Source organism: Brucella sp. H1_1004 (genome assembly GCF_047308065.1).
Classification (GTDB): domain Bacteria; phylum Pseudomonadota; class Alphaproteobacteria; order Rhizobiales; family Rhizobiaceae; genus Brucella; species Brucella pseudogrignonensis_B.
Genome location: NZ_JAYKZA010000004.1, coordinates 153,280 through 169,401 on the forward strand (window position 1 = coordinate 153,280; position 16,122 = coordinate 169,401).

The following is a 16,122-nucleotide window of genomic DNA, read 5'->3' on the forward strand; positions in this document are numbered from 1 at the left end:
GCAATTGCGCGCATTGCTGCCCGGCAGCTACCGACCCCATTCCGGCCTTTAGAAGTGGTTCGGTTTGTCTGAACAGTTTCGGGCGTTTTGCTAAGTGGATTACCGCCTCGATTATGCTGCCACGATCATTGGTGTCAGCGCGTTGAAGTACACCTGATCCGGTGTCTGTCGGTCAAGCGATGAATGTGGCCGTCGGCTGTTGTAGAAATTTAGATATCTGCCGATGCCAGTTCGGGCCTCGGACACGGTTTTGTAGGCGTGAAGATAAACCTCTTCGTATTTGATTGATCGCCAGAGCCGCTCGACAAAGACATTGTCTCGCCACGAACCCTTGCCATCCATCGAGATGGCGATCTCTGCCTTTTTCAGCAAGTTAGTGAAGTCGATGGACGTGAACTGTGATCCTTGATCCGTGTTGAATATTTCAGGCTTTCCATAGCTGACCAGAGCTTCCTCAACCGCTTCGATGCAGAAGTCCGCCTCCATTGTGATCGACAGTCGCCATGATAGAACCCGGCGGCTGAACCAGTCGACGACAGCGCACAGATAGACAGAGCCACGTGCCATCGGAATATACGTTATGTCCATTGCCCACACCTGATTGGGTCTGGTGACCGCCAGCTTGCGCAGGAGATAGGGATAGATTTTATGCCCTGGCGCTGGCTTCGAGGTGTTTGGGCGACGGTAAATCGCCTCGATGCTCATCTTCTTCATCAGCGTAGCGACATGCAGCCGCCCAACTTCAAGCCCTTCTCCTTTCAAAAGCCCCTGCAACATCCGACTTCCCGCGAATGGGTATTCCAGATGCAATTCATCGATCCGGCGCATCAGTGCCAGATCGCCATCCGATACAGGGCGCGGTGAATAGTAGACACTGCTACGGCTGAACCCGAGGAGCTTTGCCTGTCGTGCGACCGAAAGCTTGTGAGCGCGGTCGATCATTTCCTTCCGCCCAGCAATCCCGCCTTGCTGAGCGCTCCGGCTAAAAAATCGTTCTCCAGAGTTAGCTCACCGATCTTGGCATGCAGCGTTTTAACGTCGACGGTTGGCTCTGCTGATTCCGCCTTGGTCTCGTCGCCGAAAACACCAATGGCCCCCTCAAGAAGCTGATCTTGCCATTGCTTTATCTGGTTCGCGTGCACGTCAAAATGCTGGGATAATTCCACTAGCGTCTGCTCGCCTCTAATCGCAGCCAGCGCAACTTTTGCCTTAAAAGCTGGGCTATGGTTTCGGCGTGGTCGTCTCGTCATGGTATCTCCTGTTCCCGGCATCTAAGCCGAAGTCAGGCAGAATTTCCACTTATCCTAGCTGTGCAGATTTCCCGAGCCACTTCTGTGTTTACACGACCGAATTGTCTGGCCCTATGGAAACCTTGGTTTTTGCGATGAACACAAAGACCGGTGCAACGCATGACCTCGCCGTACGCCAAGCAATCAACCACGCTGTCAACAAAGATAAGATGATTGATAAGGTGCTTTACGGCACGCAAAAGCGCGCAGATACGCTTTTCTCAACCAATGTGCCCTATGCAGATATTGGTCTTAAGCCCTATGAATATGATGTTGAAGGTGCCAAGCGCCTGCTAGATGAGGCTGGATGGAAAGCCAGCAGTGAGGGAGCTATTCGTGAGAGAGATGGCGAAGTACTAACCGTCGAACTCAATTTTATCGGTACTGACGCAACTGCAAAATCTATTGCCGAAGTCCTGCAGGCAGACCTTCGAGTAATCGGAATTGATGTAAAGCTTACTGGAGAAGAAGAAAGCAGTGTCTACGCTCGTCAGCGCGATGGAAGATTTGGTTTGATCTTCAATCGCACTTGGGGCGCGCCGTTTGATCCCCATGCATTCGTAAGCTCCATGCGTGTTCCTTCCCATGCTGATTATCAGGCTCAGCAAGGACTTACGGATAAGGCCGAAATCGACGCTAAAATCGGTCAGGTGTTCACGACAGACGACGAGGAAACCAGAAAGCAACTCTATAAGGACATTCTGACCCGTTTACATGAGGAGGCCGTTTATCTTCCGCTAACATTCGTCACAGCTATTGCTGTTGCAAAGCCTGAAGTTGGTCCAATTCCGTTTGGGGCAATGTCGAGTGAAGTGCCTTTTGAACAGCTCAAGCCAAAGGCAGATTAGGTGCCATGCCAGCTTTTATTCTCAGGCGAGTACTTCTTCTTATACCGATGTTGCTCGGTGCATCACTTTTCATATTCTTAACACTGAGACTGGGTCCAAGTGACCCAGCAATGGATTATCTCAGACTATCCAAAGTACCACCGACACCACAAGCACTGGAAAATGCCCGGCAAATGCTCGGGCTCGATCAACCGATATTTGTCTAGTATTTTGAATGGTTGTGGAATGCTCTTCGGTTAGATTTTGGCATATCTTATGCCACGCAACGACCCGTATTGCCCGACATTCTGCATTTCCTCCCAGCCACTTTGCAACTCGCCGGTGTGGCACTTCTTTTAACCATCGGTCTTTCTATTCCACTTGGAATGTGGGCTGCGCGTTATCGCGAGAAATGGCCAGATCAGTTCGTGAGGTTCATTGCATTTTTCGGTGTGTCGATGCCGAATTTCTGGCGGGGCTTCTTATTGGTACTGGTGTTCTCCGTTCACCTTGGCTGGCTGCCCCCCATGGGTAAAGGCGGCATTTCCCATATCATAATGCCGGTAATCGCAATCTCATTCATGTCTCTGGCAATCAACGCGCGGCTTTTGCGCGCCAGCATGCTTGAAGTTAGCGGACAGCGCCATGTGCGATATGCACGTTTACGCGGATTATCAGAAAGGCGTGTTGAACATTCACATATTCTGCGTAACGCCTGGCTCCCGATCATAACAGCAATTGGCATGCATATCGGCGAACTCATTGGTGGCGCACTCATCATTGAAAGCATCTTCGGATGGCCGGGCGTTGGACGATATGCGGTATCCGCAATCCTCAACAGAGATTATCCGGTTATTCAATGCTTCACGCTGCTCATGGTCGTGATTTTTGTTCTGTGTAATCTGATTGTCGACATCATCTATGCCATCGCAGATCCCCGGATCCGCCTATCAGCGGAGGGTGTACAATAATGATGCAAAATCAAGTCACCGCACAAAGCGTGTCAAAAACCTTAAGCCGCAATTTGCTTCTCTGGTTTTCATTTGCAGTCGTCAGCCTGCTTGTGATCGCAGCCATAGCAGGGCCTTGGATATCGCCTCACAACCCTGATTTTGTCGACATTGGCCGAAGACTGCAATCACCTGATGGCACATTCTGGCTGGGAACCGACCATCTGGGACGAGACATATTCTCTCGTTTGATTGCAGGTGCGCGTGTTTCGCTCGGAGCTGTCGCAATCACTTTGCTCATCATCTTAACACTCGGCATCAGCATTGGCGGTTTTTCGGGTTTTGTCGGTGGCCGCACTGATCAGATTATTATGCGCATTACCGACGTCTTTCTGACATTTCCCACGCTCGTTCTTGCGCTTTTCATGATTGGTATGCTCGGAACTGGCATCGTCAATGTAATCATAGCCATCGCCCTCTCACACTGGGCCTGGTACGCGCGCATTGTTCGTGGCATTGTTTTTTCACTTCGTCACCGGGAGTTCATACTGGCTGCACGGCTAAGCGGAGCCAGTCGACTTCGCGTCTTCATGAAACATTTGTTCCCCGCAACGATTGCGCAGTTGATGGTGCTTGCAACGTTGGACATCGGACACATGATGCTTCACGTCTCCGGCCTGTCTTTCCTTGGGCTGGGTGTTACGGCGCCAACGGCTGAGTGGGGCGTCATGATCAATGATGCACGACAGTTTGTCTGGACATCACCTATGCTTATTTTCTGGCCCGGCCTCATTTTGTTTTTTAGCGTGATGGCGTTCAATGTCTTGGGCGATGCCCTGAGAGACCGCCTCGATCCTAATCTGAGGGCAGAAACGTGTCATTAAATTCGCAGACTCTGGACATTCGTAATCTCTCCGTCGGATACGCGCACGAGAACCACATTCACCTCATTGTTGCTGATCTTTCGCTCACGATCAAACGAGGTAAAATACTCGCTCTTGTTGGTGCCAGTGGCTCGGGCAAGTCAATGACATGCTCCGCAGTCCTTGACGTTTTGCCGCCTGGGGTAAGAACGATTAATGCAGCAATCTGGCTTGACGGCAAACAGGTAAGCGCGAAAGAACTGCGCGGCAATCACGTTGCAAGCATCATGCAAAATCCGCGTAGTGCCTTTAATCCGGTACGTACGATGCGGCAGCATATTGCAGAAACGCTTTCAGCACTCGGTCGCAATAGTCGCAATGAAAAGGCCGAGATCAAAGAGGCCATGCTCGCCGTCGAGCTCGATGAGCCTGATCGGATACTTGATCTTAATCCATTCGAAATGAGTGGTGGCATGTTGCAGCGCATGATGATTGCAATCGCTTTGCTGAGTAAATCAGAATTTCTTTTTGCTGATGAACCAACGACCGACTTAGACTTGGTTGTTCAAATAAAAATTCTGGACCTTCTCGAAAAACTGGCCCGAGAAAAAGGCTTAGGCGTTCTGCTGATAACGCACGACATGGGCGTCGTTGCAAAAATAGCAGATCAGGTTGCAGTTATCGAAAATGGCATATTGGTTGAGCAAGAGCCGGTTGAACAGATCTTTAATGCGCCCAAAGACCCAGTCACGCGAATGCTGGTGTCTGCCCACTTATCGTTATACGGAATCGAGTTGGCTGTCTGATGCTTTTGCAAGCGAAAAATATCAGTAAATCATACCAGACGCATTCTCTGATGGGATTGAGCCCCGCGCGCCTCATTCTTGATGATGTATCGTTGAACATTCAAGAAGGTGAGACGATTGCCCTGTTGGGCCGCAGTGGCTGTGGCAAAAGCACACTTGCAAGGCAACTTTGCGGATTGGAACATCCTGAAACGGGAGAAGTACTTTACCAAGGCTCATCGACCCGAAAGCTAACGCGTGAGCAAACGCGCTTATTTCGCCGCGATGTACAGATGGTCTTTCAGGATTCACCCAGTGCCGTGGATCCGCGCATGACGGTCAAATCCATCATTGAAGAGCCGTTGAGGCACCTTACTGAACTCAATGGAGAGCAGAGGCTCACGCGCATCGTTGACCTTCTTGTCATGGTCGAGTTGCCAAAAGATCTGCTCAACAAGCTACCCTCTCAGATCAGTGGTGGTCAGTTACAACGCGTGTGCATTGCCCGAGCGCTTGCGGCAAATCCCAAGCTGATTATTCTTGATGAGGCGGTTTCAAACCTTGATACGCACTTGCAAGCGTCTGCGCTAAAACTGCTCATAAAATTGCAAGACAACCAGAAGGTTTCGTATCTCTTCGTCACGCACGATTTGAGGCTCGTTGAGCGGTTTGCAGACCGGATTCTTGTGAAGCAAGATGGTCGGTTCGTAGAAGAGCAGAATAATGGTGATATTGGGGGGCTTTCTCACCCCGCATCAGTCGAACTCAAAAACGCAATTCTGCCCGCCCTACCCCAGCGAAAACTGATAATGGAACCCGCTTAAGCGAGCTTGTGATGACTTGCGACATCCCGAAGAAACTACAAAAGACCAGGAAGTCGACTTAATGAGATCGTTGATCTCATTAAGTCGCTCGTAGATTCAGTCCAAGCCTATCTACGAGTTATTCGGCAACGCGATTAAATCTCGCATTTTTTGCAGAGCGACATCGTGGTCTTCCTGATACTTGATTATATCATGAAAGCGGCCTCCCTTTTCTAATAGAAATATGGAGGCCGTGTGGTCCATGGTATAATCACCGTCCTGAAGCGGTATTTTAGCAGCGTAAATTTTGTAACTCTTAATAGCGTCTTCAATGTTTGCTTCGGTGCCGCTTACGCCCATAATATGCTTGGAAACATTGCTAACATAGGTTCTCATAATCTCCGTTGTGTCACGCCTTGGGTCGACTGTGATGTAGTATACCTTCAACTTGTCCCGATCAGCCCCCAAATCATTCATTAAACCGTCGAGCTCATACAACGTTGTTGGGCAAACCTCCGGACAATGTGTAAAGCCGAAAAATACAGCAGCTGGGGTCGATCTTAAGTCCTGCTCTGTGAACGCGTCTCCATTCATCGTGACAAGTTTCAGAGGTCCGCCAAATGGCTCTCCTGCAGCTTGTTTGTCGATGTAATGATTGATCGATGCAGCAGCCACTATGACCACCATCAATAATCCAATTAAGATCGGAAGTAGTTTTTTGATCATGATTTTTAACCCGGAAGAAATAACAATATTCTGTCATTTCTGAAAACTTTGAAACTCACGGACGCTCCAACGCACTGATGGTTTCGTTTCAGCCTTGCAACGGCGGTTCGGATTTCAGTCCGTCCGAACGCCGCCGTGCGAATGTTAGAATGTCAGCTGATTAATCATTCAATGGGAAGAATGATCGCCCGAACTATGATCCGATTTGCTGTGATCATGTGCGTCACTCTTAGCACCGCCCATAGCGTTGACAGCATATTCCACGTCCACGGTGCCAGCTTTTTCGAAAGTCAGTGATCCCTTAAACTTATCACCTTCTTTGATGCCATGTTTGAGAGCCATGAACATGATGTGATACGAACCAGGCTTCAGCTCTGCCTTCCCATCTGCAGGAATTTCAAGACCATCGGGCAAAGGTCGCATGGTCATGACACCTTTATCATCGACCTTCATTTCATGTATTTCAGTTTTTCCCGCGATTTCGCCTGTGGCAGCGATTAGTCTATCTGCTTGCTTGCCGTGATTGTTGATCACGAGGTAACCGCCTGCGACCTGGGCTCCTTCAGGGGTTGCGCGTGACCAGGAATGAACGATCTCCAGTTCCCCTTTTTTGAACTCATGCGCAAATAAGGGCTGCGTGAAAACAAACAATGTCAGCAAAGCCAAGGAGGCAATACCAATTTTTTCTTCAATAGAACGGAAACGAAGTGCTGGGTGGGTTTGAAGAAAACGAGCGACCGGGTTTGAAAACGAACGTGACATATTGATAGCTCCGATTGAGCGCAGATCAAATTGAACTGCGCGTTCGATAATTAAGTTGAGCGATTAACTTATCTATCAGTTTGCGGAGGCGCTCGCGGACGACCGGGATCCCGTGTGGTTGGGTGGCTGAAGGAATGCGTTTGATAAAAGGAGACGGCTTCTTCATCAAAGCGAGCCGTAAGCGCAACAAACTGGCTAATATCTGGCGCAGGTAAAAGAGGCGAAACGCTGCTACATCCGAAAGTGCAACAATTTGGCAGTTTCGAATGACCAGGGTCTTTGCCATCCGACTCTGTCAACGAGCTCGTTATACATAAGGGATTGCCAAAAGCGTCCAATATTGGTTGGGAAGCAACGCCTGCACTCGCGTAAGCCGCGAAGAAAGACTGCAGGAAAAGTACGCAGGCAGCAATAAAAGCGACGTAAGCGCTTAGATGATGCTTCCTCCGTTTCATTGCCCCTCCAGAACGCTCAGCATAGGTTATTAGCCACTGAACTGCTACTTAGTCGAGCAAACACTAACGTGAGAAAATCGCAACAGCAAGCAGAACTCGCCTTCTTGTTTGTTGTGTCGCAGTGACATTATGTCGATACTGTGGCAGAGCGACGTGATGCGAGTATTAAGGCATTCATTACGGGACAATCAGATAGCGACAACATTTATCGCCATTATCTGCGCGTTCCTGATGCTCCAGGGCATGCTGTCCGGTTTTAGCCGGAGCGCAATGGCCGATACTGAATATGAAAATATATTCGGAGTTATTTGCTCTACCGATGGAGCGGGACACGCTTTCACGCAAGGCGATGATGGCCAGTCTCCGCAAAAAATGAATGATTGCCCCTGCGCCTCCTTATGCCGACTGGCATCTGGTACATTGCAGGCACTGCTCACGCCGGACTTCATTCCCGTCGTACAAAAGCCGCTGATGTCTTCGCGCGTTCGATATTCATTTAAAACAATTACTGCTGAGATATCGGAAAACTACCACTCCGAAGCGAGAGCTCCACCGTTTTATCCTGACGTTTAAATCACCTGGCGCGATGCGCCTCATGATGTTCAGGAGAATTCTATGTCTGAAGCTACTCTTCCAAGAGAAGGTGCTGCACGTTCTGCGTCTGCATCATATGATCTTTACCGAGCCGTTTGGCGTTGGCATTTTTACGCCGGCCTGCTCGTTCTGCCATTTATGGTCACGCTTGCAATCACAGGCGCTCTTTATCTTTTTCGCGACGAACTTGATGCAATCATTCACGCTGATCTCAAACGTGTTGAAATTCAGGAAAGCGTGTCAAAAGCAACGCCTGCGGCAATGGTGGAAGCGGCATTGAATGCCGTTCCGGGAACGGCGATCAAATTCACCGATCCAGCAACACCAGACAGTTCTGTCGAAGTTACAGTCAACACGCCCGAGAAAGGAAAGGTTGCCGTTTACGTCAATCCTTACACAGGAGCCGTTCTCGGCTCTCTTCCAGATCGCGGAACAGTGATGTGGACCATCCGATACTTGCACAGTCTCAAATATTTCGGCTCATACGCTCGCATGGCTATCGAAATTGCTGGCGGCTGGGCAATACTTCTGGTCGGCACCGGCATTTATCTTTGGTGGCCACGGCAGCAAAACGGCGGCGTCGTCAGCCTGCGCGGTACGCCATCAAAGCGGGTATTCTGGCGGGACACACATGCCGTGACCGGTCTGTTCGTCGGCTTTTTCATTGTTTTTCTGGCGATTACGGGCATGCCCTGGTCGGGTGTTTGGGGTGGCAAGGTCAACGAGTGGGCTAATGGCAACAATTTTGGGTACCCTGCGGGCGTTCGTGTTGCGGTGCCGATGTCCGACGAGCATCTTGACCATATAGCGAAAACAAGCTGGTCGCTTGAGCAGGCCAAAATACCGTTATCCCCTGAGAATAATCATGGAGCAACTTCGATCGGACTGAATCAAGCTGTTGAGGAGTTTGATAAACTTGGTCTTCACCACGGCTATGCGGTTAATATCCCTACGACGTCTACGGGTGTTTTTACGGGATCGGTCTACCCGGATGATTTATCGCAACAGCGCGTCGTTCATCTCGATCAATATTCAGGAAATGTGCTTATCGATATGAGCTATGCGGATTATGGTCCTTTGGGCAAAGCGCTCGAATGGGGCATCAATACCCATATGGGACAGCAATTTGGTTTGGCTAATCAGATCATTCTGGCAATTGCTTGTGCGGGGATTGTTCTTCTGGCGTTTTCAGCCGCCATCATGTGGTGGAAACGCCGCCCTGCAGGATCTCTGGGCGTGCCTCCCATGCCTAACGACAGACGCGTATTCAGGGGGCTTTTGCTGATCCTCATCATTGGTGGAATTATATTTCCATTGGTGGGTGCCTCTCTTGTCGTGATGCTCATTCTTGACTGGCTTTACACGCGAATGCGTGACCGGGCGCGTGAGAAACGCAAAGCGCGAGCCTGAATCCAGTCCACCACGAGTTCTCTGGCACGGCAGAAATCTATTCGAGAATGTACCCGTCAGATAATCACATTATCCACCTGCATTTCGAGCGTTTTAGATAGCGCTCTCTGAGGAACCACATCCATGCGACGGATTAAGTTTATACTCGCTGTATCATCAGCACTCACTACCCCTGTCTTTGCGCAAGAGCAAGCGGACACAATTCTAAAACCAATCATTATTGAGGCGACAGGCGGCGAAGGAATAACGGAAACGACCGCCGGTGACGTTCAGGGGTATCGTGCTCTCACCGCGGCATCTGCCACAAAGACAGCTACACCGATTGAGCGCATTCCACAGAACATTCAGGTCATTCCGAGAAAATTGCTCGATGACCAGAGCGCTAATTCTGTCAGCGAAGCGATCAAAAATGTTAGCAACGTTCAGCCGCAAGATACACGCAGTATCGGAAATGTTGAACAGGTGCCAATGCGTATTCGCGGCTTTGGCGCGGAGCGGTTGACGGATGGGTATCCGGGAAATCTATTCGGAGCCGGTGATCGGGACGGACTGGTCAACGTCGAACGCATCGAAGTTCTAAAGGGCCCTAATGCGATCCTTTATGGCGGCGGCGCAGGAGCGCCCGTGGGTGGCGTCGTTAACGTTATTTCCAAGCTGCCATCCAACACGGCCAGCTATGAAATTGGAGGCAGGATCGGTAGTTACGGTTATTGGAGCCCATATTTTGATGTTAATCAGCCATTGAACAAAAACGGTACTGCCCTGTTCCGTATGACGGGCGAATATACCGGAGCCGACAGCTTCATCGATGTCCTGGAGAGCAAACGTTACAGCCTCAATCCCACACTGACACTGACTAACAATGACACGACTTCACTGACAATCCAGGCATTCATGTCCAATCACAAGCAACAGGCATATCCGGGCGTACCCGTCTATGGAACAATCCTAGGAGATGTTCGCTTTGATGATCGCCTGTTTTTCGGAGATCCCGGCATTGAGCCAAGTCACGCGAAGCAACATGGCGTAACCGCGACATTTGACCATGAGTTCAGCGATGTCTGGTCCACCAACATAAAAGCCCGCTGGAGCAAGTCTGAGATTAATCAGCTGGCACAGGCGGCGCTAATGGATCCGACTGGTACTGGAGGCTTCCCGGCAATACCGCCGTCGACATTTGACGTCAATAATATGGAGCATTTTGACGAACAGCGGGAATTTAGCATTAACCCCACAGTCCAGGCGAAGTTCAGTGCAGGACCAACGGAGAATGTGCTGCTGTTTGGTGCCGACTATGCACGTACAACCGACAAAGGCTTCATGACGATGGGCCTCGTACCGGGTGTTGTCGATCTGGAGAACCCAATCTTCCCGAAATATACGCGGCCGGTAATCGGTGTCGATGGAATGGCGTTCTTTGACTTTGACGTCAACTATGTCACCAAAGGCGTTTATGGTCAGCTTCAATCCTCAATCTATGACCGTGTGCACGTTCTGTTAGGCGGCCGATTTGGTTCATTGGATGTCAGCTACGACGAATTGTCGAGCGGCACGCCGGTCAACTACAAAACCGCAAAGACGAAGTTTCTTCCAAGAGCCGGCGTTATGGTTGACGTACTCGACGGGCTTTCGGTCTATGCCAATTATAGTGAGGGGATGAAATGGGTACCATTCTCAACCTTCGTCAGCCAGCCAGAACCTGAGCTTTCCAAAAGTCTTGAATCTGGAATTAAGTTTAATGTGAATGACGCGCTGACAGGCACTTTGGCTGTCTTCCAGATTGATCGTGAGAACGTTCCTTACCAGATTTCTCCCGGCATTGGAGGAGTGTCAGAGCAAAGATCTCGTGGGTTTGAAGCGGATATTCTCTATCAGCACACCCAAAACTGGAGCGTTCTCGCGAGCTATGGTTATACGAATGCGAAGTTCGTTGATGCGACTAGCACTGTAGCAGCAGATACGCGCGTTCCGATGGTGCCGGAACACTCCGGTCGGATTTGGGTAAATTACGAGTTTGGTCCTGACTTCATGCCCGGTTGGAGCGCGGGTGCAGGCATCTATGCGGCCTCTGATCAGACAATTAATGCTCAATATGACTGGAAGACTGACGGGTATTTCACAATCGACGCTAAGATCGGATACGAGAACGAGAAAATGCGCGCCTCACTGTCTGTCCAAAACCTGAGCGGAGAAAAATACTTCACTCCATACACATGGTTTGGTGGTCAGGTTGCACCGGGCGCACCGCGCGCAGTTTACGCCCAACTCGGCTTTAAACTCTAGGAAGCACACCATGACTTTGACACGTCGACAGTTTGCAGCAGCAATGCTGGCCGCAGCCCCAGCAATCGTTTCAATATCATCGGTATCTGCACAGGAGCATGAAGCTACTTCCCACAGAGACAAGCAACCAGAACCAATTCCTCATGACATGTCGTCAATGCCTGATGGCTGGGTAAAGAACAATCAGATTGCAATTTTGATCTATCCAGCAATGACCGCTCTCGACATGGTCGCTCCACACTACGCCTTCGCATCCCTCATGGGTGCGAAGGTGCATCTTGTTGCCAAAACACGTGATCCGATTGTGTCAGACAATGGTTTGACAATCATGCCGACGGCAACGTTCGATGAATGTCCACAAGAACTCGATGTAATATGCATTCCCGGTGGATCATCGGGAACACTCGCTGCGATGAAAGACGACAAAACGCTGGACTTCGTCGCAGACCGAGGAGAAAAAGCAAAGTTTATAACGTCAGTCTGTACAGGCTCTCTGGTTCTTGGAGCCGCTGGCCTGCTGAAAGGTTATCGCGCAACTTCACACTGGGGCGCACGGGATCTGTTGAAAGAATTCGGAGCCGTACCAGTCGATAAGCGTGTCGTCATAGATCGCAACCGTTTAACGGGTGCACGCGTCACTGCTGGAATGGATCTCGGTCTGACAGTCGTTGCACAGCTTCGTGATGATTTATATGCTCAAGGCGTGCAGCTGATGGCCGAATATGCTCCAGAACCGCCCTATAATGCTGGTACGCCGGCCACCGCTCCTGAACCCGTCCATCAAATGATGGCAGACATGTTTGTTGGCTTCGTCAGTGAAACCTCTCAAGCAGCTAAAGAGATTGTCGCGCGACGGTTTTGATGAAGGTAAGTTGACCTTCATCAAACTCAGGTCAGTTTTCTACCACCGAAAAACTTGCCGCATCGAAAATCGTTGAGTTTCGCCTGATTAAAAGCCAAGTTTCCATTCTAATTCAATCCATACTAAGAAGGAAATACATAACAGATGCAGTAGGTTACCCTTAGTTGGTGTGATTAACGCCAAACCCAAAACGCAAAACTGGGTGAAAATCAGATGAATTCAATAGGCGTCCACAACCCGTGAATCATTTTGGCTATTTCGTGCTCACTTCCCGTGAGCATGATCTCTCTCTGATCTAATCTCGACGGTTGCGGTCATGCCTGCAGCCAACTCAACCCCAAACGGCACCTCATCTATTTTGATGCGCACCGGCATTCGCTGCGCAAGACGCACCCAAGAGAATGTGGCCGCGACACTAGGCAGGCCGAGGTGACCGGGCGCGTCGTTGCTATTTTCTATTCCTCGGCCAAGGCTTTCAACATGGCCCGATATCGGCTGATCAAACCCCATCAACATGATACTCGCCGGATCACCAACCCGAATTTGCTGGAATTTTGTCTCCTCGAAATAACCGGTGATCCAGAAGCTGGCGGCATCCAGGACGGCGACACTCGTCAGTCCTGCCGTCGCGTAATCGCCTGGCTGAAGCCTAAAGTTGGTGACATAGCCGTCGACCGGCGCGCGGACTGTTGAGCGGGCAAGGTTAAGTTTCGCCAGATCTAGCGCCACCAAAGCTGATTGATAGCCGGCGCTGGCGACTTTAGCCGCACCGCTTGATTGCTGAGCAGACTCTTGGGACACCACATCCTTAAGCTGGCTGTGCCGCAGCGCCGTTGCTTGACGAACGATCACATCCTGGCGCTTGGCTTCGACCTCAGCCTCAGCCAGCGCCACTGCCAACCTAAGCCGCTCGGGGTCGAGCTCGTATAAGATATCGCCCCGGCGCACGAATTGATTATCGATAACGGATACTGAGTTAACCGTGCCAGAGACTTCCGGCGCGATTTGTACGACATCGACGCCAACGCGTGCGTCGCGGGTCCAGGGTGTCCGCTCGTAGTGGTTCCACGCCTTCAGCGCGATAAAGGCGGAGACGGCGACGAGGCAAAGGGTCAGGGCATAGCGCCCAAGCAGGGATAGGACAGGTTTCAAGGCAGGAGTCCGATCGATGGCAGGTACTGCACGAGCAGACCGTAGATGATGACAAAGGTGACGAGTTCGACCAGCGGCCGACAAGCGAACCGGCGATTGAGACCCGAGGCGGTAAACAGGCGGAGCACTGACATGGTGGCGACCAGAGCGACGAACGCGATAACTACAAGGCCGGGGATCAGGACGCCTCCGATATTGAGATCAACGATCATCGGTCGTGATCCTCCTGTCTGCCTGAGAGCCAAGCGCGAACCGCATGTCGATGAGCAGATCGACAATCTGAAGGCGGTTCTTGAGCACGCCGCCGGCCGTCTTCTCGATCAGGGTCTCGATCCGCTTATCGAGGTCGAGGAGGTCGGCAGGCGTTGACGGCCTCCGGCCACTGAAGCGTGCGGCGATGACGAATAGAAGCTCGTTCAGTTCAACGCCGGCCTCGCCCTTGATCCGCGGAATTGTCTTGCGAAGCTGTCCGGCGACATGCCCGATGCGAAGATGGTGCAGCGTATCGTCGAGCACATCAGGATATGCTTTGCCGGTCAGCCGTAACCTAGGCAGCAACAAAGCTGTCCGATCAATCATCAGGCTTGTCCAGCGCGCTTCGTTGGGTGCAGCGCCAAGCGCGCGCCGGCCAACGTCCCGACGGCTCAATCTAAGCAAGCGGTTGATCGCTCCGTCGACCGGTACGGTCTGGAACAGGGACATGCTCACGGCCCCGAAGCCAACCGCGGCAAAGAGCGCGATCACACTGTTAAATGAGGCGGCGAAGTCACCTGTATAATAGGGGCCGAGAGGCGAGAGAATTGGAATCGTCAACGTGATGCCGAGTGCCATGAAGGTTGTTGGAAGACGTGCCTGGAGGGAGCCGGCGAAAAGGAAGGCCGGCGCAAGCACGGCGACAAGAACTCCGAAGTCGGTGACCTGGGGCAGGATGAATAAGCTGTAGATAAGGCTGATTACGACCCCGTAGATGGAGCCGGCGAGGTATTTGATGACAAAAGGCACAGGCGCATCAAAATTGCCGAACAGCGTGCAGCAGACGCCGAGAATGGAGACGGCCATTCCTCCCTCCGGCCAAGCCGACCAGATCCAGAAGGCGCAGCCGATGAGAATTCCGATGATTGCGCCGAGCGCGGTACGCCCCGCCATCCATGGATCGCGATGATAGACATAGCCTTTCGCTCGCTTCGGCCCATGAAGCGACGCCACCTCGCGCAGGTGCCCGGTCGCCGCGATGATCCGCCCGAGCTTGTCGCAGTCCTGTAGCAGACCGATCATCTCAGCCAAGTGTCCTGCGAGGTTAGCGGCAAGCCTGTCGCCGGGCGTCACAGCGACGGTGCCAAAACGCTTCTGGACTAACCGTGCGTGCGCGATGAGTTGGGCTGCGGCAGCCTCCCTGTTTTCCGTTCCGGCATCTGCGACCCAAGCACTGATTTCATCGACCAAGTCGATCAACTCACCTGGCGCATCGCAGTCGCCTAAGCGAAGGGCCTCAATCCGGTCTTCGATCTCGGTGGCGAGCCACAGCAAACGGGCAAGCCGGTCATGGATAAGTTGCAGTATCTGCCGTGGCGGCGTTGGCGCCGGGTCATAGGGTAGATGCGAGGCAAGAGCTTGGAGTGCTAACAGGTCCGCTGTGAGTTGGTGGCGGTCCCGACGGTTATCTCCCGGCGTTCCAGTGAGCGCATCACCCACCAGCCGACGGGCGTCCCACAGCGTGGTCGATAGCTTGCCGGTGAACTGGCCTGTCATGGGTTTCGGCAGGATGTAGCGATGGATGAGAACCGCGCAGAGAATTCCGATTGAGATTTCCTGGACACGCATCGACGCCGTTTCGAAAACCGCGCCTGGATCAAGCACAGTTGGGAAGCCGATCAGGCTGGCGGTATAGCCGGCAAGAACATAGGCATAAGCGCGTGGCGTGCGATCAAGTAGCGAGAAAAACAGGCACATGCCTATCCAGCCCGCTAGCACGACGCTGCACACCAACGGTTCGTTTACGAAGTTCGGAACGATCGCGACCGTTGCTATGGCACCCACCAGTGTCCCGACAAACCGGTAGACACCACGACTAAAAGACGCGCCGGCGGAAGTCTGCGAAACGATGTAGACAGTTACGATAGCCCAGAATGGTTTGGGAAGTCCTATCCGCAGCGAAATGTAGTAGGCCAGCATCGCTGCAGCGAAACTTTTCGCCGAAAACAGGATCGCATCGCGATCCGCTCTCAGGTTGGGCGTGCGCAGCAATGCCGTTCCAGATTGCAGCCTTGAAGCAATACGCTTGTTTGAGGGAATATTTGTGGACGGAGTGGTATTCATGCCGCCAGTTTTGACCGATTTACAATACGAAATAAATTCAGTATT

Annotated in this window: 14 protein-coding genes and 2 pseudogenes; 9 read left to right on the forward strand and 7 right to left on the reverse strand. The window is 51.7% G+C overall.

From position 1 onward, the window contains the following. Window positions 1–111: 111 nt before the first annotated feature. Window positions 112–1,250 (reverse strand): IS3 family transposase gene (locus tag U2P60_RS19555; RefSeq protein ID WP_413571901.1). Its coding sequence is split into 2 segments (ribosomal slippage): window positions 112–983 and window positions 983–1,250, totalling 1,140 coding nucleotides; the frame shifts between segments, so codons are not numbered across the junction. A gap of 86 nt (window positions 1,251–1,336) precedes the next feature. On the opposite strand from U2P60_RS19555, the pseudogene U2P60_RS19560 reads away from it, so the two are divergent. The 5 genes and pseudogenes from U2P60_RS19560 to nikE form a co-directional block, all read left to right on the forward strand. Further along, window positions 1,337–2,137, forward strand: a pseudogene (locus U2P60_RS19560) (ABC transporter substrate-binding protein); the annotation flags it as partial. A 5-nt stretch (window positions 2,138–2,142) separates the two neighbouring features. Continuing rightward, window positions 2,143–3,087 (forward strand): annotated as a pseudogene (nikB, locus tag U2P60_RS19565) (nickel ABC transporter permease subunit NikB). Next, window positions 3,087–3,950 carry a nickel ABC transporter permease subunit NikC gene (gene nikC, locus U2P60_RS19570; protein ID WP_413574026.1) on the forward strand — a complete coding sequence of 288 codons (864 nt, stop codon included), beginning with the start codon at window positions 3,087–3,089 and terminating at the stop codon, window positions 3,948–3,950. Before nikB ends, nikC begins: the two are co-directional and overlap by 1 nt. Next, the gene (locus U2P60_RS19575) at window positions 3,941–4,735 is read left to right on the forward strand and encodes a nickel import ATP-binding protein NikD (RefSeq protein WP_413574027.1); all 795 of its coding nucleotides are present in this window, start codon (window positions 3,941–3,943) and stop codon (window positions 4,733–4,735) included. Before nikC ends, U2P60_RS19575 begins: the two co-directional genes overlap by 10 nt. Next, on the forward strand, window positions 4,732–5,538 hold the full coding sequence (gene nikE, locus U2P60_RS19580) for a nickel import ATP-binding protein NikE (protein ID WP_413574347.1): 807 nt from the start codon (window positions 4,732–4,734) through the stop codon (window positions 5,536–5,538). Before U2P60_RS19575 ends, nikE begins: the two co-directional genes overlap by 4 nt. A gap of 111 nt (window positions 5,539–5,649) precedes the next feature. Here nikE and U2P60_RS19585 read toward each other — a convergent pair whose 3' ends face one another. From U2P60_RS19585 to U2P60_RS19595, 3 genes are all read right to left on the reverse strand, one after another. Further along, entirely contained in the window at window positions 5,650–6,240 is a 591-nt protein-coding gene (locus U2P60_RS19585; RefSeq protein ID WP_413574348.1) for an SCO family protein, read from the reverse strand. A gap of 171 nt (window positions 6,241–6,411) precedes the next feature. Next, window positions 6,412–7,005, reverse strand: a complete 594-nt coding sequence (locus U2P60_RS19590) for a copper chaperone PCu(A)C (protein ID WP_413574029.1) — start codon at window positions 7,003–7,005, stop codon at window positions 6,412–6,414. A gap of 68 nt (window positions 7,006–7,073) precedes the next feature. Continuing rightward, entirely contained in the window at window positions 7,074–7,460 is a 387-nt protein-coding gene (locus U2P60_RS19595) for a DUF2946 family protein (protein WP_413574031.1), read from the reverse strand. Between the two features lie 129 nt (window positions 7,461–7,589). On the opposite strand from U2P60_RS19595, the gene U2P60_RS19600 reads away from it, so the two are divergent. From U2P60_RS19600 to U2P60_RS19615, 4 genes are all read left to right on the forward strand, one after another. Continuing rightward, window positions 7,590–8,033: a DUF2946 family protein gene (locus U2P60_RS19600; RefSeq protein ID WP_413574033.1), complete on the forward strand. Its 444-nt coding sequence runs from the start codon at window positions 7,590–7,592 to the stop codon at window positions 8,031–8,033. A gap of 42 nt (window positions 8,034–8,075) precedes the next feature. Further along, the gene (locus tag U2P60_RS19605; protein ID WP_413574034.1) at window positions 8,076–9,464 is read left to right on the forward strand and encodes a PepSY-associated TM helix domain-containing protein; all 1,389 of its coding nucleotides are present in this window, start codon (window positions 8,076–8,078) and stop codon (window positions 9,462–9,464) included. 123 nt (window positions 9,465–9,587) lie between these two features. Beyond that, window positions 9,588–11,747, forward strand: a complete 2,160-nt coding sequence (locus U2P60_RS19610) for a TonB-dependent siderophore receptor (protein ID WP_413574036.1) — start codon at window positions 9,588–9,590, stop codon at window positions 11,745–11,747. Between the two features lie 10 nt (window positions 11,748–11,757). Continuing rightward, a complete protein-coding gene (locus U2P60_RS19615) occupies window positions 11,758–12,609 on the forward strand; it encodes a DJ-1/PfpI family protein (protein WP_413574038.1) in 852 nt (283 codons plus the stop codon). A 264-nt stretch (window positions 12,610–12,873) separates the two neighbouring features. On the opposite strand, the gene U2P60_RS19620 is transcribed toward U2P60_RS19615, so the two are convergent. The 3 genes from U2P60_RS19620 to U2P60_RS19630 are packed head-to-tail and all read right to left on the reverse strand — an operon-like array spanning window position 12,874 to window position 16,077. Then, a complete protein-coding gene (locus U2P60_RS19620) occupies window positions 12,874–13,761 on the reverse strand; it encodes an efflux RND transporter periplasmic adaptor subunit (protein ID WP_413574040.1) in 888 nt (295 codons plus the stop codon). After that, complete coding sequence (locus tag U2P60_RS19625; protein WP_413574042.1) at window positions 13,758–13,973, reverse strand: DUF1656 domain-containing protein; 216 nt, start codon at window positions 13,971–13,973, stop codon at window positions 13,758–13,760. Before U2P60_RS19625 ends, U2P60_RS19620 begins: the two co-directional genes overlap by 4 nt. Next, a complete protein-coding gene (locus U2P60_RS19630; RefSeq protein ID WP_413574044.1) occupies window positions 13,963–16,077 on the reverse strand; it encodes an FUSC family protein in 2,115 nt (704 codons plus the stop codon). Before U2P60_RS19630 ends, U2P60_RS19625 begins: the two co-directional genes overlap by 11 nt. Between the last annotated feature and the right edge of the window lie 45 nt (window positions 16,078–16,122).

Bases quoted from the DNA above. Each gene is read 5' to 3' on its own strand.
- nikC (WP_413574026.1), top strand. From the start codon at position 3,087: ATGATGCAAAATCAAGTCACCGCACAAAGCGTGTCAAAAACCTTAAGC.
- U2P60_RS19600 (WP_413574033.1), top strand. From the start codon at position 7,590: ATGTCGATACTGTGGCAGAGCGACGTGATGCGAGTATTAAGGCATTCA.
- U2P60_RS19625 (WP_413574042.1), bottom strand. From the start codon at position 13,973: ATGATCGTTGATCTCAATATCGGAGGCGTCCTGATCCCCGGCCTTGTA.
- U2P60_RS19595 (WP_413574031.1), bottom strand. From the start codon at position 7,460: ATGAAACGGAGGAAGCATCATCTAAGCGCTTACGTCGCTTTTATTGCT.
- U2P60_RS19615 (WP_413574038.1), top strand. From the start codon at position 11,758: ATGACTTTGACACGTCGACAGTTTGCAGCAGCAATGCTGGCCGCAGCC.
- U2P60_RS19605 (WP_413574034.1), top strand. From the start codon at position 8,076: ATGTCTGAAGCTACTCTTCCAAGAGAAGGTGCTGCACGTTCTGCGTCT.
- U2P60_RS19610 (WP_413574036.1), top strand. From the start codon at position 9,588: ATGCGACGGATTAAGTTTATACTCGCTGTATCATCAGCACTCACTACC.
- U2P60_RS19590 (WP_413574029.1), bottom strand. From the start codon at position 7,005: ATGTCACGTTCGTTTTCAAACCCGGTCGCTCGTTTTCTTCAAACCCAC.
- U2P60_RS19630 (WP_413574044.1), bottom strand. From the start codon at position 16,077: ATGAATACCACTCCGTCCACAAATATTCCCTCAAACAAGCGTATTGCT.